The following is a 23,571-nucleotide window of genomic DNA, read 5'->3' as shown; positions in this document are numbered from 1 at the left end:
ATTATGGAAGAGAAAGTAGTAGATAAACGACTTGGCAAATATTATAAGCTCATCAAACGACGAGACAAAATTGTACAAGAAGCTGAAGAGGCGTGGAACAAAGTGCTTACAGATATTGGGAATGAGGTGGTAGAATTTTGTACTAAAGAAAATATTACCACTGATGAATTTTTCAATATTGTAAAAAGTCGTAAAGATGAGCAAGAACTACAGCGAATGGAGGCGGACCTTGAAGCACACGAAGAAATGCCTGATTAATTTAGTGTTGGCGTTAATTATTTTGACACCGAGATTTGTGCACGCACAAGATAACATTATCAATAAAATTAAGGTGGATGATAATACTGAACGCAATCAACGTGTTGTGGAATTACTCAAACCCGAAAAAAATGCTAAAGATACTCCAGAACCTAAAACGACCCCAGAGAAAGTAACCTCTAAAAAAGCGCCGACAAAAAAAGTGACGACTCAAACACCGACTGTAAAAAAGGAAACTGTGACGGAACCATCTCAGCCGATTTCAGAGGCACAATCGCCAATAACGCTACCAACTACACCGAGTCCGAATGAGTCCAGCAATATTGCTAAAGAAGAAAAGCAATATATTACTTTTACAGCGAATAATGGGCGGTTGTATTATCTGGTCATCAATCGTTCTGCAAACGGCGAAACGACAACCAATCTTTATTCAGAAATGTCTGATGAACGTATTCAATCCCTATCCAAAGACAATACTGATGCCGAAAAGGAAAAAGCTTCTCTAGAAGCACAAAAAAAGCAGTTGGATGCGCAGAAAAAACAGCTTGAAGCTTTAAAAAATAAAGATCTCCAAGATAAAAAAGGGAGTAGCAATATAGGCACGTATATCTTTATTTTTATTGTGGTTGCAGGGGTTATAGGGTTTAAAAAGTTTAAAGACCAAAAACAGAATCAGGAAGCGTATGAAGAAGATGATGATGGTTACGACGAAGCTGATGACATTGAAGACGGCGATGATGAGATTATTGAGGATGAGGAGAATCATGAAGTATATGATGACTTTGATGACACTGAAATCGATTTGACGAGGCTTGAAGCGGATTCAGAGTTTTTGATGGATAGCGACGAGGAGGGAAATGACTATGAATAATAGAGCATTGCAAATGATTATGGCAGTAACTTTGTTACTGGGTTTTCTTCCGGGGCGTACTTTTGCAACCAATGATGATACCACAGATACTATTAATGCCATCGAAGCAGATCATGTAACGAATAGTGAGGCTATACAGGGCATGGAAGAAACTGAAGTCTTAGTCAATTCACTGCCTGATAGTATGGTGAGTGACGGTAAACCTGCCACGGCACCTGACATGTCTCAGCCTAATCAGTCTTTCACTCTAGATCCTAAAAAAAAGGATCAACTTTACCAATCTCGTGGCACGATTGTTGAGAACAAAAAAGCGGATGGTAACGACTATCGATCCGGGGACAATTTGGAATTGTACAGTTTTCCAACCGATGCAGGTAATAACCTTCATATTCTCATCGACCACCGCAAATCCCAAGGCAATGTCATTCTTTTAGATGAAACGAATGAACAAGAATTATCTTCGCTTACAAGAAATATTACCGCTGAACAAGAGGCTTTGGAGCGACAACAGGCAAAGATCAAACAAGAGCTGGAAGCTGAAAAGCGAAGGCTTGAAGAGAAGAGGTTTGAAGAAAAGAAGCAAGAATCAAGCCGTTTGGATTTTTTGTCCATTGCCGTGCCGGTAACTATTGGCGTGATTGGTGTGGTAGTGATCTTGATTTTGAAGAAAAAATTTTCCGCTACTCATAGCGACGACTATGACTATGATGATGAGGAATGAAATAAAGGAGAAGAGCTAAATGAAACTTGTTGTAGCTGAAAAACCTTCTGTAGCCCAAGATATAGCTAGGGTGATAGGTGCCACAAACCGTGAACAAGGCTATTTAGAAGGCAACGGCTATATGGTAACGTGGTGTTTCGGTCACTTAGTGACCCTTGCACCGCCTGAAGCCTATGGCGAAGAATATAAAAGTTGGCGTGTCGACACATTGCCTATATTCCCTGAAAGCTTTAAATATGCTGTGATTAAAAACAGCGCTAAGCAATATGCCGTTGTTAAAAATCTTATGCATAACAACAGAGTGACTTCTATCGTGTGCGCTACAGATGCCGGGCGCGAAGGAGAACTTATTTTTATGCTTGTGTATAACCAGTCTAAATGCCATAAGCCTGTAGAAAGGCTATGGATATCATCGATGGAAGATCGTGCTATTGCTCATGGTTTTGAGACATTGAAACCTGAAAGCGACTACACCGATGTATATCATTCGGCACTAGCTCGGCTGTGGGCAGATTGGCTTGTAGGCATGAATGCCACTAGACTGTATTCCGTTTTATATAATGACAAGTTAACTGTAGGTCGCGTGCAGACACCGACCCTTGCGATGATTACAGCGCGAGATCAAGCAATTGAACAGTTCCAAAAAGAGAAGTATTATACCGTTGAAATAAATAACGAGCTCTATACACTATCTACTGAACGTATTGATAATGCTGAGTTGGCAAAGCAAATTATCAACAACTTACCTGACAGCATCAGCATAGATCATGTGGAAACAAAAGAAAAAACCACGCGACCAGTTAAACTTTTCGATCTTACGGCACTGCAAAGAGCTTGCAATAAATACTTTGGTTATAGCGCGAAGCAGACCCTAGATTATGCTCAAAGTCTCTACGAAAAGAAATTTATTACCTACCCACGAACAGACTCCAGGTATCTCACCGAAGATATGGAGACTACCGTGGTGTCATACTTTAATAAATTAAATTTTCAATACGACGAAACTAATTTTAAACGAATTTTTAATTCTAAAAAAGTTTCGGATCATCATGCCCTGATACCGACACTATCCTCTTTAGATAATTTAGATAGTATGGATATCGGGGAGCGCAAAGTATTTAATCTTATTCAGTGTCAACTGCTGGCTTCAAGTGACGCGAATGTTATTGAAAGTATTACTAAGGTCGCCACAGATATAGATGGTGTTATTTTCAAGGCCTCCGGCAAAACTATTATTCAGGAGGGTTTTGCCAAACATTTTAAAGCGTATGAAACCAAAAAAGAAAGTGTATTACCTGAAATTTACGAAGGGGATATTTTTCGTATCCAAGATTCTAAGATACAAGAAAAGTATACCTCGCCACCACCTCATTATACTGAGGAAACCTTACTCTTGGCTATGGAGAAGGCAGGAAAGGAAGATTTGGACAAGGAATTAGACGTAGAAAAAAAGGGTCTAGGGACACCGGCCACACGTGCCGGCATTATCGAAAAACTGATTGCGACCAACTATGTCACGCGAGATAAGAAAAATCTCCTTGCAACTGAAAAGGCCTTTCGTCTTATTGAGATTGTGTCGGATAGTTTAAAAAATGCTTCAACTACAGCAGAATGGGAAAATGAGCTCACACGCATTGCAAATGGTGATAGCGATCCCAAAGCCTTCATGGATTCAATAAAAGATGAAGTTAAAAGGATTTGTTGTCATACCGACGTAAAGGCGGAGTACGTTATTCCGCGAGAAGATAGGGAGAGCTTAGGATCATGTCCTAAATGTGGCAGTTCTGTCATTGAAGGAAAGAAAGTGTATTTTTGTACTAATAACGACTGCGACTTTCGTGTATTCAAAGAGATTTGCAACAAGAAGATCAATAAAACTGTAATAAAAGACCTGTTATCTAAAGGCATGACTGAAAAGATTCCGGGGTTTTTATCGAAAAAAGGCACGATTTTTTCTGCGAAGTTAGTCATTAAGGATGACAATACAATAGAGTTTAAATTTAAATAAGGAGGATACTATGGCCGGATTGGATATGGTAAGTTTAGGAATTGGCATATTTATAGGATTTTTTGTGGTAGTGGTAGCTTTTATTGTTAAAAAGAATGGAAAAAATCAAAGAAAAAAAGGAGATAGGGCATGAATAAATGTATATTTTACGGAATTATGGCCACAGACGTTACTATTCGCACCAAACGAAGCTATGATGGTAGAGCATTTAAAACATTGTATTTTGTTTTAGCAGTAAAAGACAATAAGAATTATAGTTATATACCATGTGTTGCGTATAACAAAACAGCAGAGCTTATTGCTCAGTATGTCAAAAAAGACGACAAACTTATTGTCATAGGTGCGTTAGAACTGTATGATAAAAATCAAGGAGCTGAAATTGTACAGGATTTTACTATTCGAGTCAAGGAGGTTCATTTCGTGGATAACAGAATTAAGGGAGCAAATATCATCGAAGAGGATAGTGAATTCATCATCCTGCAAAAGCATAACGATCACAATGATAAATCACAAGATGATATGGATAGTACCAAGAGTACGACTACATCATCTGAACCAAATGCTGAGACAACTAATAGCGCATACGACGATGAGTGGGTTGACCCACTGGTTAGAGATGGCGTGTTAAGTGAAGACGGCGTTATGCTTCTGGATGAGGAAGAGCAACTGGCTTATAACGAACGCCGTCAACGAGAAGGTACATGGGAAGTGGTCAAGCTACATGAAACGGACGACGAGATACCATTTTAAAATTTAGAGAAGAGCAGTGTGAAGTACACTGCTCTTTTTTTTATAATTTAAAATAATCTCTTGTTTCATTTCCATGGAAAGGTTATAATGGAGGTGTAAAATGCCGAGTAAAAATTATGAAGCGTTATTAAAAACCATCAAGTCACAATTTAAAGCCTTTAAAGATCGCGATGTCTATGCTGAGTTTTTAAGGAATGCAAGTTATCACTATAACTATGGACTGTACAACCAGATTGCCATTCTTCAAGGAATGGGCACTGCAAAAGCTGTAGCGGCGTATGATTTTTGGGGCAAGAATGGACGTTATGTCCGGCGCAACAACCACGGTATTGCTATATTGAATCCGAAAAAAGGAAGTATTCAAAAGGTTTTTGACATTTCGCAGACCGGTGTGTTATCGAAAGCAGAACATCCCATAGGTATATGGCATTCTGATGATACGGATTTAGAGCGTCTATTCCAAAACGCGGGATTTAAGGCGCGAATTAGCAATATCATGAATGACATGTATCAGTCCAATAATCCCTATAGGGATATTGTGCAAGCATCTGTGCTATATCAAGTCGCCTATCGATTAGGCATGCATGATTTTGAGAGCTATGAGTCCGGAGAGTTTGATCAGTTAAAAAACTTGTCGCCGAGTGAAATTCAAGCTATTTTACGAGATGTCAATATGATAACCCGGGGCACGCTAACCGTATTACGACACGAACTAGGAGGAATTGAGTATGAGAACCATGGAAGACGTGAAGTACGAGAAGGAACAGTATTACGTGAAGTACGAGGGGGAAGAAACCTATCAGCTGATGGAGCAAAAACCGACCGAGAGTCCTCTGGGGCGCTACGCCATGATGAAACGACACTATCTACTGAACGTCGAAGATCCGAAAGCTCGCCAACTGCTTCAGGAACTTTTGGAAGCAGGCGATCTGAATCGCTATCTTCAGAGCGTGCACGAGCAATGCAAGACAGTGATCGACAGACTGGACGACGAATGCAGAGCGAGGGGGATCACGTCGGAGAATCTGGGGTATTGGGAATGTCTCCAGCAGAAGATGCAAATGCTCAACACCATGGAAGAAATGGTGCTTCACGATTACGTCTACAACAATTAAGAGCCTACCAACAACAACTGGAACAACAATTTACAATGGGTAGCCACAAAAAAGAAGTCACGGAACAAGTAGCCATGACTTCTTTTTTTAATGCTGATGAGGTAGCTCCTGAGATGTTGCTGTTGGATAAAGACTTGGATCATGATGGCGTAATAGACCGTTATGATGCAGATCTGAAGGATAGCAATGTACAGACTATTGGTCAGCTCGATGAGAGGGATAAGGAGCAAACGGACGTAACCCGAAGCATTACAATAAAAGAACGTATTGAAAATAATCTTTCAGCTATTGCCCTAGTTCAAACGTTGGATAAGGACAATCGAGTGGCTACTCCTGAGGAAAAAACAATACTTCAAGGATTTACCGGATGGGGCGGACTCACACAATTTTTTGATGGCAGGGAATCCACTAAAGCCTACAGAGAAAAATTACAAGAGATGGTGACAATTGAGGAATATAAAGACGCACAAAGTTCCATGTTGACCGGGTATTATACGCCGGATTACATTGCAAAAAACATGTGCAACGCGCTTGAAATCTTGGGCTTTAAAAGCGGTAAGATTTTGGATCCGTCAATAGGGGTAGGGGCATTTGAAGCGAATATGCCGGATGCTATGCTAGACAACAGCGAAATTGTTGCCTATGAACTTGATGGCATATCTGCCAAGATTTCCGCCTATCTTTATGACAATGCGAAAATTAAGCATAGCGGATTTGAAGACACGACATTGGAAGATAACGCTGTTGATATTGCCATCACCAACGTACCATTCGGGAATTATACCGTTTTTGACCCGGTGTATGCAAAACAGAACTATCTTATTCACGATTATTTTATTCATAAATCCCTTGATAAGGTTCGTAGCGGAGGGATTGTAGCTGTTATCACTACAGCCGGCACCATGGATAAAAAGGACAGTCGGGTTAGAAAGGATATCGCCGACAAAGCTAAGCTTATTGGCGCTTTTCGCCTTCCTGATAATGCGTTTATAGGCGCTCAAGTAACTTCGGATATTTTATTTTTTCAAAAATATCAAGAAGGTGAAGTCCGTGTAAGTGAGGATTGGTTAGAGTTGGAAACCCGTGACGGGATCACAATGAACCAATATTTCCACCATCACCCGGAACACGTGTTAGGCAACATGCAATACGTGTCAGGGCGATATGGTGACACACTCACTTGCAAAGCTACAGGTAATCTCAGCGACCAATTACAAAAAGCCATCAGGCACCTCCCTGAAAATATTTATGTACCGCGCTCTTTAGAACGTGTATCAGAGGTGCTAAACTCTGAGCCTGAGGTGGTCGATGTCAACGAGTTGCCTAACTTCAGCTATTTTTTAACTCGTGATGGTGTCAAATTTAAAGGTAATGGTGATATTCAAGATGTTACCGGCGACGAGGATAGGATTAAGCGGCTTATCGCTATAAGAGATATTGCTAGAAGGCTCTACAAGGCTGAAATTGACGACGAAAGCGATAATATAGTACACGGGCTTATGGCACAATTAAATACTGCTTACGACGAGTTTGTAGAGATCTATGGTCACATCCATGATAAACGCAATTTGCAGGCATTTGAGAGCGACAATTCTATTTATTTCTTACGCTCTATGGAAAATGTTGATGATAAAGGCAAATTTCAAAGTAAGGCTGATGTATTTAAAGAGCGTGTCATAAAGCCTTTGAAAGCGCCCGAAATCGCAGAGAATGCTCAAGATGCATTGGCTATTTCTGTCAATTATAAAGGCAAAATAGATTTTGATTTTATGGAGAAACTTAGCGGTATTTCTAGAGAGGAATTAATCAATAGTCTCGAAGGCGTTGAAATCTTCTATAATGATTTAACGCAAAGCTTTGAGACAAGGGATGAATTTTTAACTGGGGATGTGCGAGAAAAATGTCAAAACCTAAGATTAAAGCTTTATGGTGCCGATAAGCTGGCAGACCAACGCATTGCCAAAAATATAAAAGCATTAAAGGCGGTATATCCGCCGTGGATTCACGCGGCAGATATCAATGTGAAACTAGGAGCTAATTGGATTCCACACCAAGTCATAGAAGATTTCATCCGTGAGCGATTACATTTCGTGCGTGATGTCAGTTATTCAGATGTGACCGGACAATGGTACATTGACGAAAAGGGCCCGGCAAGTTTTTATATGATTGCCAATACTGAATATGGCACGAAACGCATGAATGCGCTCCACATTTTGGAAAAAACATTAAATCAAAATGAACAAATTACTATTAATGACAGCATAACCAATCCGGATGGTAGTACCTCGAATGTGGTCAACAAAAAAGAAACTATTATCGTTCAGGAAAAACAGGAACGACTCAAACAAGAATTCAAAGACTGGATTTTTGAAGATATGCAACGTCGACAAGAGTTGGAAAAAATTTACAACGAACGTTTTAACGGCGTGGTCGAGCGGCATTATGATGGCAGTCAGTTGGATTTTCCCGGGATGAATTTAGCGCTATCGCTCAAACCTCATCAGAAAGATGTGGTGGCTAGAGCTATTTACGGAGGAAACAGTCTTATTGCTCATGTTGTCGGCGCAGGCAAAACTTACGCCGCCATAGCGTCTGTAATGGAATCAAAACGTCTTGGGCTTTGTAATAAGGCCATGGTCGTTGTTCCTAATCATTTGACAGAGCAATGGGGTTCTGACTTCATGACCCTGTACCCTAATGCCAAAATTCTCGTGGCAACATCAAAGGATTTCACAGCCGAACGACGCAAGGACTTCTTTGGCAAAGTTGCTAACGGGAATTACGATGCTGTCATTATTGGACACAGTCAATTTTCGCGCATTCCGCTTTCAAAAGATTACGAAATGAAATTTGTGCAAGACGAGATCAATAAACTTGAGGATAAAAAGGAATCTTTAAGTTACTTTGAGCGAAAGGGTTTTGGTTATCGTCAAATTATGCAACAAGAGAAAAAACTTAAGAGTCGACTGAGCAAAATTTTGTATGAACAAAAGCAACATAAAGATTTGGGAATCGTTAATTTTGACGAACTCGGTGTTGATAAGTTAGTCATAGACGAAGCTCATGAATTTAAAAATCTCCAAATTGCTACATCGTTAACCGGTGTATCAGGCATCTCTACTTCAGCGTCGCAGAAAGCCTTTGACCTGTATATGAAGACGAAATGGATGAATGAAGTCACCAATAATCGTGGCACGATATTTCTTACAGGTACACCGGTGTCCAATTCCATGGCAGAGCTTTACATTATGCAAAAATATCTGCAAGAAGATACCTTAAAGTCAAAGGGTCTTGTGAATTTCGATACATGGGTTTCCGTATTTGGCGAAATTACAAAATCCATGGAGCTTAGGCCGGAAGGCGAAGGCTATCAGATGAAGACAAAATTTTCTAAATTTGGTAATTTGCCTGAGTTGATAGGCATGTTTAAAGAGTTTGCCGATGTTAAAAATCGTGAAGACCTTGATTTACCTGTACCTACACTGCATAACGAGGTTATTAAAACAGAGCCCAGTGAGATACAGAAGGAGATTGTTCACAATTTCGCAGATCGTGCTTATGCTGTACGTAATGGCATTGATCGGCGCGTTGATAATTTTCTTTTAATTACGAATGATGGAAAGAAATGTGCTTTAGACCAACGGCTCATGGACTTTGATTTGCCTGATGATCCGAATTCAAAGGTCAATGCTTGCGTGAATAAAACTTTGGAAATTTATAATAAGACACAGTCTGAAAAATTAACACAACTTATTTTTTGCGATTTATCCACACCGGGAGGCAAAGACGCAAGTACTTTTAACCTTTACGATGACATTAAGACAAAATTGATGGCAGGAGGCATAAAGGAAAAAGACATTGCTTTTATACATGATGCTAACACGGAATCCAAAAAGGAAGCTTTGTTTGAAAAGGTGCGTCAAGGTGAGGTTAGAGTATTACTTGGCTCCACACGCATGATGGGCACAGGAACCAACGTCCAAGAGAAATTGATTGCTATTCATAACTTAGATTGTCCGTGGCGTCCAAGTGACAGAGATCAACGTATAGGTCGTATTCAGCGACAAGGCAATCAAAATCCCGATGTGTATGAGTATACCTATATTACGAAAGGCACCTTTGATGCCTACCTTTACCAGATGCTTGAGAACAAACAGCGATTTATTTCTCAAGTCATGAAGTCAGATAACCAGATACGTAACATGGAAGACGTCGATAATACCGTATTAAATTATGCCGAAATTAAAGCGCTTGCCATTGATAACCCGTTGATAAAGGATAAAATGGAGCTTGAAAATGAGGTGTCACGTCTTCAAATTGAGCGTTCCATGCATATTCAAAATCGTTTCAGCATGGATCGCATCGTGCGAGATCATCCGGTTATTATTGACAGGCAATTACAGACGATTGATAACATCAATGCTGACATGAACACAGTTCAGGAAAATACTAATGAAGATTTTGAGATGGTTATTGATGGTGTAAAGTATAGCAAGGTTACTGAAGCAGGGCAGGCACTTATGGACAGTTATAGTAAACGTGGGGAGTCTAAAGAGCCGATAGGCTCTTATCGCGGCATAGGAATACGCCTGACGTACAACCCCACTGAGAAAGCATTTCAAGCTGTTTTAAAGGGAAAGGAGACATATATTGTGGAACTTGGCACCTCACCTCGAGCAAATGTTTCGAAGATCGATCATTTTTTAAACAATCTTGATGCACGTATGACAGGGGCAATTCAGCGTATTGACCAGCTTAACAACGAATTGGTCTTTGCGAAAGATAAAATCGATGCGCCATTTTTTAAAGAAGAGGAATATCAAAATAAACTGAAAAAGCTAAACGAAATTAACATTCGCCTTAAACTCGGCGAGGATATGATCCCCAGAGAAGAATTAATAGATCGAGCCAAAACCCTGATCATTGAGAAAAATATCAATGGGACTGTTAATTTTGAGGATTTGTCCGCTATTGAAGTTTATAATCGTTCCAATGCAAGCAATAAGTTAAGCATTGAGGTGAATTTGGATGATCCGGCTGTAGTGACAAAATTAAATGGCGAAATTATCGCTACAGAAAATTATCAATCCATCAATGAACTCATCGAATTTAAACTGCAAGACATCAATGTGAATGATTATATTCAGACGCTTCAAGCTGAAGGCAAGCTTAAAAAGAATGTACTGTTGGATGCCATCCTAAATGATGACGCTCCGGGTATATCCAGAGGGCATCACGACGACTTGGAGGTCTAAAGAGATTTCATGAACTTGAAAGAAGCTATTCTGAATTTGCAAGAAAACACAGAAGTTTGTATTAAAGCTTGTTTTGCTGTGTATTGCGATTTACAGAGTATTGAGCAATTGGACGAGTTGTATAATATTTTTGTTACGTCATCCTATGAACTGTTTTCGCCAGAAATTCTAAATTTCGTAGAGGATATGCAAAAACTCAAAGATAAGCATATTGAAAGGATCGTCGGTGATCTTAGGGAGCAAATAGGTCGTGAGATTGATTTGGAGAATTTTGTTACAAAAATCCAAAAAGATAAATTTGTCAAGACCGTTAAAGTTGATACCTGCAATGGACGGACACGAGTCCTTATTTATTTCGATCACGATGATGCACAGTTTCTAGTGGGCGTAAATAGAGGGAGAATTGATATTGTGGCTAAATTCGACTATCTTTACGATAATCGACTGGTCACCTTTTACGACGCAAACAAAACGATGTGTGAGTTTTTAGAGGTGTACCGTGGTGGCGAAAAAAAAGGACATCTTTATGAACTTTTTCCGGATAAAAATGAGCTCATTTACGGCTTAGCTGACCCTCTGGAGCGTGACGGCCTAGCCTTCATAAGTGATGAGCGACGATACAACATTGAAAGTCTCAACACTTTGTTACGTAACGTCAAGGCTGTATTCACACACTATAAATTATCATCGGCGTTTGATTTTTCAAATTTTCAAAGGAGTGTATTGGAAAAGGTCAGCCCTTTGACACAAAAAATCATTGAGGTTATGTTTTCAAAATGCGATCTCAAAGCATTGTTGGAATTTGCCACCCAGTGCACACCACAGCTACAAGATGCCATTGAGCATGCACAAAGTGAACTGGAGTACATTTATACTTATTTCAATAAGTTTAATATGCAAGCCATGTCTTACGAAGAGAAAAAACAACACGCACAGAAGCGTTTGGAGAAAATATCTGCTCAGGCATGATATAATATTATTCAGAAAGGGGCTTACTATGAGTCAATATACCGAAGAACAGCGTAAGTATACGAAACAGTGGAAGCGGGACAATAAAGAATATAATCGTCTTATGAGTTATCGCTCCACCGCACGTCTCTTTGCGAGAAAGTATGCTACCAAAGAAGACATGGAGATTTTGGGAATGCTGTTTAAAGAGAAAAATCCCAATGCCAAGGAGTCTTGAGATGAATTTAGATGAATTATTCAAATTAAGAGATACTGTTCAAAACAATAAACAGTATCTGTCTCATATCACAACAGCGAGTTTTGAATCAGACTTTGACTTGCGCTTTACTCACGAATCTACCAAAATGGAAGGCAATACGTTAAGTATCTACGAAGTCAAGACCGTATTGGTAGACGGGCTTACCGTGGGTGGTAAAACACTTCGCGACATTTATGAGGTCACCAATCATGCCCGAGCTTTTCAGTATATTAAGCACCTGATTCAAACCGGTGAAGCCATGACAGAAGACAAAGTTAAAGATATTCATGAACGTGTCGTTCAAAATATTTTTCAAGGGGGTCTCTATAGGACAGCTAATGTACGTATTACGGGCGCCTCGTTTAGTCCGCCGGACTGGACACGGGTGCGAGAGCAGATGAAAGGCTTCATCGAGGAGGTTCAATATCGTGAAACGCACACGAATGCTATTGAATGTGCGGCCTTTATCCATGCCGAGTTTGTGCGCATTCATCCTTTTGCGGATGGCAATGGACGGACTGCACGTCTTTTAATGAATTATGAGTTATTGAAAAATAACTTTCTTCCCATCTCTATTCCTGTGGACATGCAGTCGCGATATTATTCCAGTCTTGATCGTTATAGCAAAGGTAAGAGCTTAGACAGCTTACATGATTTTATGGCGTTGATTTATCAGCTGGAAGCACATCGTCTTATGGATTATAAAAAAGAAATTGATCATGAGAGACATTTAAAACATGATCGTGAACTTTAAAATGGCTTTTAAAGTCCTTTCTAAGGGGTCTCTAAGAGAAAGTGAATACATTTGTATAGCTGGAGATTTAAAAGAGCATACAGGCGGTTCTATGGCCTGATATGCTCTTTTTTTATTTGAAGAAAAACAAAAGTGATAGAAAGGAGTTAATTATGTCTTCTAATAGCCACCGAGAGCGAAATAAAGTATTGTTTTTGCGGATGACTGAGAACGAACGGAAATTGTTTGAAGGCGTCTTTGCAAAAAGTCCATTCGTGAATCGCACCAATCTTGTATTATATCTTTTAAGTCACGCTAAAATCGTCAACATCCATTACGATATGAGCGTTTTTCGAAATCTTCAAATTCACCTGTCTCAAATGGGAAATAATTTAAATCAAATTGCGCGTCGAGCTAATCAATCAGAAGGTATTTATGACGATGACGTTCAGTCTGTTTTGGCGATGCGACAAAATATTGTGGAATTATCAGATGCACTTGATGCGATCCGCAGTCAATTCGAAGATAATTCTATAAAAGAGGTGTAATTATGGCATACACTGAAATTCATCCCATTAAATTCACCGTGCAACAATCCATAGACTATATTTGTCGAAAGGATAAGGTCGGTGAGTTTGGACTCATATCGACCTATGGATGCAATGAGAAAAGAGCAGGTCGTCAATTTATTGATGAACGAATCTTTTGGAAAACAAAACAGGTCAAAGGAGCTAATTATGCACGGCATATCATTCAGTCATTCAATCCGACAGATCATATATCTGTGGAAGAAGCGCATCGTGTCGGCCGAGAATTTTGTAATGAGTACCTTGAAAATAAGTATCAGTACGTACTAACGACACATATTGATTCCGGGATAATTCACAACCATATCATTTTTAACAATGTGTCGTTTGTGACAGGGAAGTGCTATGACGTGACGAAAGATGTTCCTATTATACAAGCGCTATCAGATAAAATATGCCAAGCTCACGGCTTGACAAACATTCCCGAAGTACAACAACAAAAAAAAGAAAGTAACTTGGCCTACACTGCGAAAAATTCTCGCTCTTATTTTGAAAATATGAATTTCAAAATGGGACAATCTTGGAAAGCAACGCTCATCGCCGCGATTGATTATTGTATACAACAGGCGGACAACTACCAAAAGTTTTTAAGTTTCATGGAAGCGTTAAAAGTAGAGGTTCGTGATAAAGGAAAGTATTTAGCATTTAAATTTCCCGGACAAGAGAAATTTATTCGATGCCGGGAAAAAACGCTTGGCGCAGACTATACGCGCGAAAGAATTCAAGAACGAATTGAAGAGCGAGTACAAAAAATCGAATCTGTAACGCAGGAAATTCCCATTAAATTTTTTGATAAAAAATTTGACGAAGCAAAAGAAAAAGTCGAGGCTGATATAAAAAGTGTGGTAGAGTACGCTACGAGTTTTAGTGAGTTTGAAAAACTCATGTCAGACCTAGGTTATAAAATTAATCATGAGACAAATACATTTTTATACCAAGACGGCGAGACATTTATTCAGTGTAGCGATGAAAAACTTGATCGATCGTGCCGGCTGGACGTTTTAAAAATGAAATTTGCAGAAAAGCAAGTAGAGGATACACCATACGTAAACTTCAAAGAGTTGAGCAATTTGAAATTTACCATCGACAAAATGATTCGCTATTCAGAATCTATGGAAGATTTTTTAAAGCGTATGGCTAATAAGGGTTACGGTTATAAGGTAGATGACGGTGTCTTGAAATTTCATGTCAAAGGTATGTCGGGTTACATTATTTGTGAACCGAATACTGTTGGAACACATTACACTTTCGAGAACATTAAGCGTCGTATAGAAGATGTCGGACTTAACTATAAAGAAATTGGCAAGATTATTGACGGCGATTTAAAAGACTCCAAGGCTTTTAAAAGTTGGGCAACCACCAATAATATTACAACCATCATGAATAACTTACAGCAAATTACAAAATACAACCTTCATTCCTTTGCAGAAATTGAACCTTGCATTGAAAACTTTGAAGAAAAAATTCAGAAGAATTTGAAAACTATTGAAGCGTCAAAAGCTGAAATTAAAATTTTAAATACGCAAATAGCGCTTTCAAAAAAATCTGCTGATGTAGAAAAATTTCAAGAACTGCGTTTAAAAAAACAAAAACTTAATCTGCGCATTACTGATCTCTATGATCAAAATCGTCAGATTAAATATGATGTCACGCTTCTTAAGAAAATTCAAAAGAACGCCAGTCTCTTTATGGACAAAGATTATTCTCAAGATAAGTCAAGATAAAGGTAGCGAAGAAAATCCGCTACCTTCTTTTTTTATGCATTCCTTCATTCACATTTATGTTGTGTCGACGCTGAAAGATCATGCAGTATTTGGCGAAGCTGAACGTTACTGAGTAGCATTGCAACGGAAGGAATGTTCATCATCTAGAAAATTATAACCGCTTTTCGACAAAAATGAAGCGCCCCATGGTGGCGATCGGGTGAAGGCGGATGCGGTTTTTATTTTCGAAGAATAAAAAAGAACGCTCACGTTCTTGTCTACTGTTGATAAAAAAACAAAATGAACTTGAGAATTTTGTTTTCATTTTTTCAGATTTTTTTAAAAGTAGAAAAGGGGCAAGGGGAATTCCCCGACAAAATCTCGTCGCGTTTTTTTAGATGAGAGAGAAAAAGGGTGTGGGATTTATCACACCAAGCAACGGTTTGGCTATCCATACCACTTGCTTGCTGATTTTCTCTGAAGGAGGAATCAGGCCTGAGAAGTGTGAAGATGGATGCGGTTTTCATTTTCAAAATTCATGTTACAATTTAGATAGAAAATATCAGTAGTCATGATATATTATTTCCATGGAAGGTGGTCAAATGAAAGATAAGTACACTATGACGCAGAAAGAAAATATTTTTCTTGCCAAGAGAAATATTATAGATGCCATTTGGAAAAGTGCCAACTTAGAAGGTATTAATATTACATTTCCTGAGACGTATGCTATTTACGAAAAACTCAAAATACAAAATGTCGATATTGCAGACGTCAATACTATTTTAAATTTAAAACATGGTTGGCAAGAAGTGCTTTCAACCATTAATGACGCGCTGACACTCGACTACATTTGTCGAATACATTCTGAAGTTTCAAAAGATGAAGCTTTGACATGGGGAAAACTTCGAACCGGTCAAGTAGGTATTTCAGGCACCAATTATATTCCGCCATTACCGGACGAGATGACCATCAAAACGCAGTTGGAAGAAATAACACAACTGGAACCAAATACCAATCGGTGTATCCGTCTTATGCTGTATCTTATGAAGGCGCAAATATTTTGGGATGGCAATAAGCGTACTGCTATGCTCATTGCTAATAAGGAAATGATCAAACAAGGCAACGGTATTATTAGTATTCCCATTGAGCACATTATAGAATTTAACACATTACTCAGCGACTATTATACGTACGACCGAGATAATACGCTCATCGATTTCATTTATGATAAAGCGATTAAAGGCATAGACATGTAAAAAATAAAATCATTGAAACTGATAGGAAATAAAAAGAAAAATATGTTTTAACATATAATGCCAAGTTGAATTTCGTTATAACAAACCTTTTGGCTCTTTGGAAGTTAAAAAAGAACCTCGCACAAGGAGGTTCTTTTTTAAGTATTCGGATAATGCTTTTGAATGTAATCCATAGCGTTATTTAATTTTTGAACATACTCCGTGGATGCTTGATCATTATTTTTATCCGGGTGGAGATTTTTCAACAGATACTTGTAGCGCTTTCTAATCATTTCAAATTCATCTTCAGGTTCACAACCTAAAGTATAGCAAGCTTTTATGTATTCGTTTGAGTAGGTAGGGGAGGAAAAATCTGAATGTGTTTGAGACGTTGTTTTACCTTCGTCATAAAAACCGCTGTCAGATTGGTTTGTATGAGTGTCATTATAATCAGAATAAGACTGATTAGTGTAATCAAACTTCTCATCGTGGTGAGTCAGTTTTTTTCTCAATAGTTTAGATTCAATCATATCTTTTCCTAATAATGCTAAATCAGGAATCGGATAGTCATAGATCGTCACCATTCTATAGTTAAAGACAAAGTACATTATGTAGAACAATAATAGAAAAGTAATTCCTACATTTAGAAATTTTAATTCATCAAAAAAACGAAACACAGGATAATTTAAAAAAGTGTCATGAGGAAATTCGGAAATAAATACCTTGCCAACAAACATTGTTCCAAAAATGGTAACTATCAAATTTGAAACACAAGCAAGAGTATAATGTCGTCTTGCAAACGGAATAATGATTTTAGCATAGAATAAACAAGTAACAACTCCGGACAATAGTACAAGTTGCAAGATATCGTGTTGGGCATTGGCCACATAACTTAAGACCAGTCCAAGGAACATCCCAATATATCCGGCCAATAAATAATCTGCTTTAATGATCGCCCAGCCTAAAAATTCAAACGTTAACGTCACGGTTAGTAAGCCTATAAAAATAAATGGTGATAGAAGAATAAACATAAAGGTCGCTAAAAAAAATATCATACGGATTCCCTCCTTTTAAAAAATTATATCACACCGTACTATTCCATGGAATAGTATAGAAAGGCTTTAATTAATTTTTTTAATACTGAGCGAGACCGGCCACATACCATTTTATTTCATACACGCGAAGGAAGATTATTTATCCAAAAAGGATTGTGTTTTTCACAGTCCTTATAATGTTGTGACCCAACTACTAGGACTTCCAAGAACGGAAGCCCTATTTTCCGAATAATCCACATTCAATAATAAACTCATAGCTTCTCCATAGTTAGTTATACTTATTTTTAAACGACGTCACGGAAAAATTTAAATATTCCGTTATGGAATTATACATAGACCGTATGTCTTCACCTGAAATAGCCAAATCTTTTTCAGACGTTTTTAAGAACGTCTGATTATTAATAATGACAATCTGACAACCGATTAGCTCAAGTAATTGATTGAGTTTTTTTATGGTCGTTCCGGTATCTGAAGTATTAGGAATATTGATATGAAAATTAGCTAATAAAAAGGACAATTTTTCGTTAATATCATCCAATTCATTTTTAATTTTATTTTCCGGGATCGTCACTTTGATGTTGACATCAATATTCAGCAAATCTGAAAGTTGTACATCTAATGCATTGGCAATTTCCAATAGCATGGTAATATTAGGTTCTATTTTACCGGTTTCATATTTTTGAATTGTAACATGAGATATATTTAATTTTTCACTTAACTCATATAAAGTTAAATGCTTCTGTTTCCTATATGATCTAATATTTTGACCTATACGCAATAGTATATGTTCTCTTTTGGTGTTTTCCATAAAGGTTCTCCTTTATGAGTAGTATATAAAGTATTAATGAAGAAAAAGTTAGTTTTAAATTAAAAAATACTTTAAAGTTAATTAATGTGATGATATAATTAATTTGTAATTAAATTAAATGATTTTATATTGTTTAAATTTAAGGACCTTGATAATTACATAAAAAATCTCTCAAAACGTTATAATGATACTTTCGCATAGCTACAGTCCGAGCGTTAAAAGCGTCGCAGGCGATAGGTGTGACCGGTCATAAGCATGAGCGGAGAATATAGCTAAACAAAGACTATATATCTATGATTCCTTAGGGATTTAGAGAGATTGAAAAAACTAAAGAAAGGAGTATGAAAAACTTTTGGTAGATATTCCAGAATTAATTACCAAAGACTTTCTTCTTGCGAAAGGTTTTAAATATTACACTGCTGTAAAAATCATCCGAGAAACAAAAAAAAGACTAGTTGAAAAAGGCTACTCCTTCTATTCAAATCCAAGATTGGGAGTTGTTCCGCTGAAAGCTGTTGAAGAAATCGTAGGTTATGAATTTCAATCAGACAAATAAGTTTTCAGTACACATGAGGTGATATAAATGAAGAAAGAAATTCCTTTGTGGGAAAAATCCAATTTAACTATGCAAGAGGCCGCAACGTATTCCGGGATTGGACAAAATAAAATTCGAGAACTTACGGATATTGAGAATTGTGAGTTTGTTCTCTTTGTTGGAACTAAACGTCTAATCAAACGAAAGCTCTTCGATCAATATATCGAACGTCAGTATTCAATATAATGGTTAAGAATCATGGTTGAACGACGGAAAGACAACAAAAATCGAGTTCTCAAAGAAGGTGAATATCAACGGAAAAATGGTACGTATGAATATCGTTGGCGAGAAAAAACAGGTAAACGCAAATACATCTATGCGAAAACATTAGATGAATTAAGAATAAAAGAAACTGAGATATTATCAGACTACTATTCAGGCAAAAAGAATAATGATAAATTAGATATTAATTTCTTTTATGAGCGTTGGAAAACTGTAAAACGAGGATTGCAACCTAATACTTTTGCTAACTATGTGTATATGTATAAACGATTTATAGTAGATGATTTTGGAAAGATAAAAATTAACGATCTCAAGAAATCAGATATTAGAGAGTTTTATATAAAATTAAATGAAAATTATGGCTTACACATTTCTACTATTGAGGTGGTACAAAATATTTTGCATCAAATATTAGAGATTGCAGTAGATGATGATTATTTAATTAAAAATCCGTCTGACAACGCCCTAAAGGAGCTAAAGCAATCTAAAGGCAATGTGGCACAGACCAAAAAAGCACTTTCGTTAGAAGCTCAAGAAGTATTAGAGAACTATTTAAAAAATGAAAAGAAATATTATCGATGGTATCCGATTATTATCACGTTTCTATGGACGGGCATGCGAGCCGGTGAACTAACTGGACTTAGATATCAAGACATAGATATGGAAAATAAAATCATTGATGTCAATCATACGTTGGTATATTATAAAAATGTAGGGGATAAAAAATTATCTCGTTCCATTCATACACCTAAAACAGAAGCCGGCATAAGGAAAATACCTATGTTAGACAAAGTTATTGAAGCTATAAAGCTGGAAAAAGATATGCAAGTAGCTGAAGATAGCGAATGCAAAGAGGTTATTGATGGATATACAGATTTTATTTTTCTCAACAGATTTGGTGTGCCTCATGAAGCTAGAGCGTTAAACAAAACGCTAGCAAGAATTGTCAGAGATTGTAATTTTTGGATATTAGATAATATGAAAAAAGGGGAAGAACCTTTAATCATTCCAAGAATTAGTTGTCATTCTCTCAGACACACTTTTACTACTAGAATGTGTGAACAGAACCTCAACTTAAAAGTCATGCAAGATATTTTAGGGCATAAAGATTTTACAACGACAATGAATATTTATGCGGAGGTCAATGGTAATTTTGCGCAAAAAGAAATGCAAAAATTAAATGAGTTTTCCAAAAAGTTTAAATAAAACTTACCACCATTACCACATATTTACAAACGGTTATAAAGGGTTATGTGTGTATATATTACGGGGTTTCATGGTAGATAATGAAAAATGGACATGTAATATAAGCTATAAACTTACAATAAGCGGGAATGAATTTCCCGACAATGAAGCCAATAGGCTTAGAAAAGGCAGAAAATAGGGATTCGTCAAAAGAAACTTACGAAACTTACGACAAACTTACGACAGAAAAAATCGACTTTTCAAAAGTAAAAGTAGAACCACTATTTGAAGATATGGTTGATTTTGATACATTCTCAAAATCTGATTTTAGAGTTGTAAAAGTTAAGAACTGCGAAGAAGTTCCTAAGTCAAAAAAACTATTGAAATTTACATTAGATGATGGTTCTGAAAAAGAAAGAGTTATTTTATCTGGTATTAAGGAATATTACAGCGCAGAGAGCTTAATTGGAAAGACATTACTTGCAATTTGTAATCTTCCTCCTCGTAAGATGATGGGAATCGACTCAGAAGGTATGATTATATCTGCAATTTGTGAGTACGATGGAGAAGAAAAACTTAACTTAATAATGTTGGATGATAATATTCCAGCAGGATCAAAATTATATTAAAAGAACACGCTAATTATGAAACTGGGGTTTGTTATGAATCCCAGTTTAATTTTTATAATTGGATTTATGAGATGTAATTTAACAGACAGTGTCTGGCAAATCATAGTCAAGAAAATATTAAGTACTAGATAACAAGGATTAATCTATTACTTTTTCATTAGATAAATTACAAACTCAATAGAGAATATAGAAAAGATCCATGTAGAAAAATATTTATGGTCTATGAAATAAGATTATATGATTTCATTATTTCCTAGGCGATTTTATATAATTATCAATGATTAAATCATGATACAATGATTATAAAGCATAAATAGTAAAATATTGGATTGGATTTTAATGGTATGATATACATTTATTAAATTTTTTTAATTTATCATACTCATTGAATTCGTTTTGTGAAACAACAAATTTTGTAAAATGGGAGTAATTATGGCAAAAATTATTAAATTGCTAATTATAGAAGACAATGAAGATATTATTGATTTAATTAAATTATATAAGCCTGAATCTATGGAAATCTTTGACGCAAAAGATGGTATACAAGGTTTAAAATTTTTTGATGAAGAAAAATTTGATTTGATAATTTTAGATCTGATGCTGCCAATATTAAATGGTTACCAAGTATTAAAGAAAATTAGAGAAACAAGTGATATACCAATTATAATATTATCTTCTAAAAATCTTGACTTTGAAATAATACTCGGATTAGATAAGGGTGCAGATGACTATCTTGTTAAGCCATTTAATCCTATGGAATTGTTTGCACGAGTTAATGCATTGTTGAGAAGAGTTGATTCAAAAAAAAATAATAAGACTATAAAATCAGGGAATTTAGAATTGAATATGGAAACTTGTGAAGTATTTCGTTCAGGAAAAATTATAGATCTTACAGGTCAAGAATATAAATTATTAGAATTTTTAATGCAAAACAAGAATAAGGTATTTACTACTGACATTTTATTAGAAAGAATTTGGAATGATAATGAATATTATGATAATAATATAGTTTCTGTTTATATTAGTAGACTGAGAGATAAAATTGGAGATCGAGATTGTAAAAAGAAACACATTATAACAATAAGGGGACTGGGGTATAAATTTAATGATTAAAAACAAACAAATTACATTCAAAAAGTTTTTGTTCATAAGCATAATATCCATTGTTCTTATTGTATATGTATATAACATTTTAACTTCAAGTATTATGGAAGTGGTTGGGAATAAAATATTTTCAAATATTGCTCATCAGTATTCTGCAGATTATATTTTTGATGAGGACCTAAGTGAGAATGAGAATAAAATTAAAAAGCTTGATGGTTGGATACTCATATTAAATAATGATTTATCTTTGAGTTATATATCAGATGATAATGCTCCAAAAGTTTATTCTTTTGATGATATTGTTAATTTGAATAAAGGTAAATATAAATACAAAGACAGAACTTATTTTGCATCTATGAAAAATATAAAGAAAAATGGAATAAACAAATATGGAGTTGTTGTTATACCAACAAAATATATTAGTAATAGGGTGTTTGTTACTCCTAGTATGCAAGATTCGGGATTAATTTTTCTATTTTTTACACTAAAAGTTATTTTATTTATTTTAGGAACTTTTATAATTGTGCTCATATTCTCAAAAGTATTACATAGGAAATTATATAATCCTTTAAGTGAATTAGAAATGGGTTTTAAAAAGTTAAAGAAAGAAGACTATTCATTTAGTTTAAGAAAACAAGAATATAATAATATTTCTGAATTTGATTTTATTCAAAATGAATTTAATTCAACGGTGAAATCATTAAGAGAATTTCAAAAAGAGAGACTTGAAAATGAAAAAAGAAGGATTCAGTTATTTATTGATATAAGGCATGATCTCAAGACACCGATTACTGTTATTAAAGGTTTCTCAGAAGCATTAATTAATGGAAGAATTCCAATAGAAAGTTCTAAAAAATATTTGGAATCTATTGACAAAAATGCATCGAATATAGACACTTTGTTAAACGAATTATCAGAAATTATAGAGTATGAAGATTATTCTTATAGTTTAAATCTTGAGAAAATTGATTTCTGTGAATTTACAAGGAATGCAATAATAGACTTTTTACCTATATTTGAGCAAAATGAGATGAATGTAATAATTAACATTCCGTATGAAAAATTATATGTAAAAATTGATAAAAACATATTTTCTAGAGTATTTAAAAATTTGATGAAAAATATAATTGATCATAACGAAAAATATATTACAGTGTATTTTTCCATAGAAAATTGCTTTGAAAAAGTTAAGCTAATTATTGGAGATAGTGGAAATAAAATAAATGAAAAGTTGGCAAAAAATATTTTTGAACCATTTGTTACTAATGATACCTCAAGAAACACTTCTAATAAAAATAGAGGACTTGGTTTATCTATTGCGAAAAAAATTGTAGAGAAACATAATGGAAAAATATTTTTGAATCAAAACAATACAGAACTCTACAATAAAAGTTTTATAATAGAATTAAATAAATTAAATTAAGATATATGGATCTAGGATATTCTTCTAGATCTTTTTTTATTGACTTTTAATTTTAAAATATTTAAGACTGCTGAAAGGTTTATTAATATTAGAGAAAGATTAGAATA

Annotated in this window: 20 protein-coding genes and 1 pseudogene; 19 read left to right on the top strand and 2 right to left on the bottom strand. The window is 35.9% G+C overall.

Annotation, left to right across the window (positions count from 1 at the left end):
- Positions 1–3 precede the first annotated feature (3 nt).
- The 13 genes from O6R05_RS04735 to O6R05_RS04675 all read left to right on the top strand — a co-directional run bounded on the left by O6R05_RS04735 (position 4) and on the right by O6R05_RS04675 (position 16,464).
- Positions 4–258: a hypothetical protein gene (locus O6R05_RS04735; protein ID WP_271190851.1), complete on the top strand. Its 255-nt coding sequence runs from the start codon at positions 4–6 to the stop codon at positions 256–258.
- Positions 230–1,129, top strand: coding sequence for a hypothetical protein (locus O6R05_RS04730; RefSeq protein ID WP_271190850.1), 900 nt, complete (start codon positions 230–232; stop codon positions 1,127–1,129). Before O6R05_RS04735 ends, O6R05_RS04730 begins: the two co-directional genes overlap by 29 nt.
- Positions 1,122–1,850 (top strand): hypothetical protein, encoded by a 729-nt coding sequence (locus tag O6R05_RS04725; protein WP_271190849.1) that lies wholly within the window; start codon positions 1,122–1,124, stop codon positions 1,848–1,850. Before O6R05_RS04730 ends, O6R05_RS04725 begins: the two co-directional genes overlap by 8 nt.
- Before the next feature lie 19 nt (positions 1,851–1,869).
- Positions 1,870–3,858, top strand: a complete 1,989-nt coding sequence (locus tag O6R05_RS04720) for a type IA DNA topoisomerase (RefSeq protein WP_271190848.1) — start codon at positions 1,870–1,872, stop codon at positions 3,856–3,858.
- Between the two features lie 10 nt (positions 3,859–3,868).
- On the top strand, positions 3,869–3,991 hold the full coding sequence (locus O6R05_RS04715) for a hypothetical protein (protein WP_271190847.1): 123 nt from the start codon (positions 3,869–3,871) through the stop codon (positions 3,989–3,991).
- Positions 3,988–4,608 (top strand): single-stranded DNA-binding protein, encoded by a 621-nt coding sequence (locus tag O6R05_RS04710; RefSeq protein ID WP_271190846.1) that lies wholly within the window; start codon positions 3,988–3,990, stop codon positions 4,606–4,608. Before O6R05_RS04715 ends, O6R05_RS04710 begins: the two co-directional genes overlap by 4 nt.
- Positions 4,609–4,708: 100 nt before the next feature.
- Positions 4,709–10,978 (top strand): helicase-related protein, encoded by a 6,270-nt coding sequence (locus O6R05_RS04705; RefSeq protein WP_271190845.1) that lies wholly within the window; start codon positions 4,709–4,711, stop codon positions 10,976–10,978.
- 9 nt (positions 10,979–10,987) lie between these two features.
- Complete coding sequence (locus tag O6R05_RS04700) at positions 10,988–11,947, top strand: hypothetical protein (RefSeq protein WP_271190844.1); 960 nt, start codon at positions 10,988–10,990, stop codon at positions 11,945–11,947.
- Positions 11,948–11,975: 28 nt separating this feature from the next.
- Positions 11,976–12,164, top strand: coding sequence for a hypothetical protein (locus tag O6R05_RS04695; RefSeq protein ID WP_271190843.1), 189 nt, complete (start codon positions 11,976–11,978; stop codon positions 12,162–12,164).
- A gap of 1 nt (position 12,165) precedes the next feature.
- Positions 12,166–12,939, top strand: a complete 774-nt coding sequence (locus O6R05_RS04690; protein WP_271190842.1) for a Fic family protein — start codon at positions 12,166–12,168, stop codon at positions 12,937–12,939.
- A 152-nt stretch (positions 12,940–13,091) separates the two neighbouring features.
- Complete coding sequence (gene mobC, locus O6R05_RS04685; RefSeq protein WP_271190841.1) at positions 13,092–13,466, top strand: plasmid mobilization relaxosome protein MobC; 375 nt, start codon at positions 13,092–13,094, stop codon at positions 13,464–13,466.
- A 2-nt stretch (positions 13,467–13,468) separates the two neighbouring features.
- A complete protein-coding gene (locus O6R05_RS04680; protein WP_271190840.1) occupies positions 13,469–15,229 on the top strand; it encodes a relaxase/mobilization nuclease domain-containing protein in 1,761 nt (586 codons plus the stop codon).
- 581 nt (positions 15,230–15,810) lie between these two features.
- Entirely contained in the window at positions 15,811–16,464 is a 654-nt protein-coding gene (locus O6R05_RS04675; RefSeq protein ID WP_271190839.1) for a Fic family protein, read from the top strand.
- A 137-nt stretch (positions 16,465–16,601) separates the two neighbouring features.
- Here the strand turns inward: O6R05_RS04675 and O6R05_RS04670 are convergent, their stop codons facing one another.
- Both O6R05_RS04670 and O6R05_RS04665 read right to left on the bottom strand, forming a co-directional pair.
- Positions 16,602–17,498 (bottom strand): J domain-containing protein, encoded by an 897-nt coding sequence (locus tag O6R05_RS04670; protein ID WP_271190838.1) that lies wholly within the window; start codon positions 17,496–17,498, stop codon positions 16,602–16,604.
- Positions 17,499–17,766: 268 nt separating this feature from the next.
- Positions 17,767–18,306, bottom strand: coding sequence for a helix-turn-helix domain-containing protein (locus O6R05_RS04665; protein ID WP_271190837.1), 540 nt, complete (start codon positions 18,304–18,306; stop codon positions 17,767–17,769).
- Between the two features lie 352 nt (positions 18,307–18,658).
- Here O6R05_RS04665 and O6R05_RS04660 point away from each other — a divergent pair, with 352 nt between their 5' ends.
- The 6 genes and pseudogenes from O6R05_RS04660 (at position 18,659) to O6R05_RS04635 (ending at position 23,464) form a co-directional block, all read left to right on the top strand.
- Entirely contained in the window at positions 18,659–18,862 is a 204-nt protein-coding gene (locus tag O6R05_RS04660; protein ID WP_271190836.1) for a DUF3173 family protein, read from the top strand.
- A gap of 27 nt (positions 18,863–18,889) precedes the next feature.
- Positions 18,890–19,087, top strand: a complete 198-nt coding sequence (locus tag O6R05_RS04655) for an excisionase (RefSeq protein WP_271190835.1) — start codon at positions 18,890–18,892, stop codon at positions 19,085–19,087.
- A gap of 12 nt (positions 19,088–19,099) precedes the next feature.
- The gene (locus O6R05_RS04650; protein WP_271190834.1) at positions 19,100–20,329 is read left to right on the top strand and encodes a tyrosine-type recombinase/integrase; all 1,230 of its coding nucleotides are present in this window, start codon (positions 19,100–19,102) and stop codon (positions 20,327–20,329) included.
- 134 nt (positions 20,330–20,463) lie between these two features.
- Positions 20,464–20,937: pseudogene (metG, locus tag O6R05_RS04645) on the top strand (methionine--tRNA ligase subunit beta); the annotation flags it as partial.
- Between the two features lie 432 nt (positions 20,938–21,369).
- A complete protein-coding gene (locus O6R05_RS04640; protein ID WP_271190832.1) occupies positions 21,370–22,050 on the top strand; it encodes a response regulator transcription factor in 681 nt (226 codons plus the stop codon).
- On the top strand, positions 22,043–23,464 hold the full coding sequence (locus O6R05_RS04635; protein WP_271190831.1) for a sensor histidine kinase: 1,422 nt from the start codon (positions 22,043–22,045) through the stop codon (positions 23,462–23,464). The genes O6R05_RS04640 and O6R05_RS04635 overlap by 8 nt, the downstream gene beginning before the upstream one ends.
- Positions 23,465–23,571 lie beyond the last annotated feature (107 nt).

The organism is Peptoniphilus equinus, from assembly GCF_027921445.1.
GTDB classification, from domain to species: domain Bacteria; phylum Bacillota; class Clostridia; order Tissierellales; family Peptoniphilaceae; genus Peptoniphilus; species Peptoniphilus equinus.
This window is presented reverse-complemented; position numbering and strand designations above follow the sequence as displayed.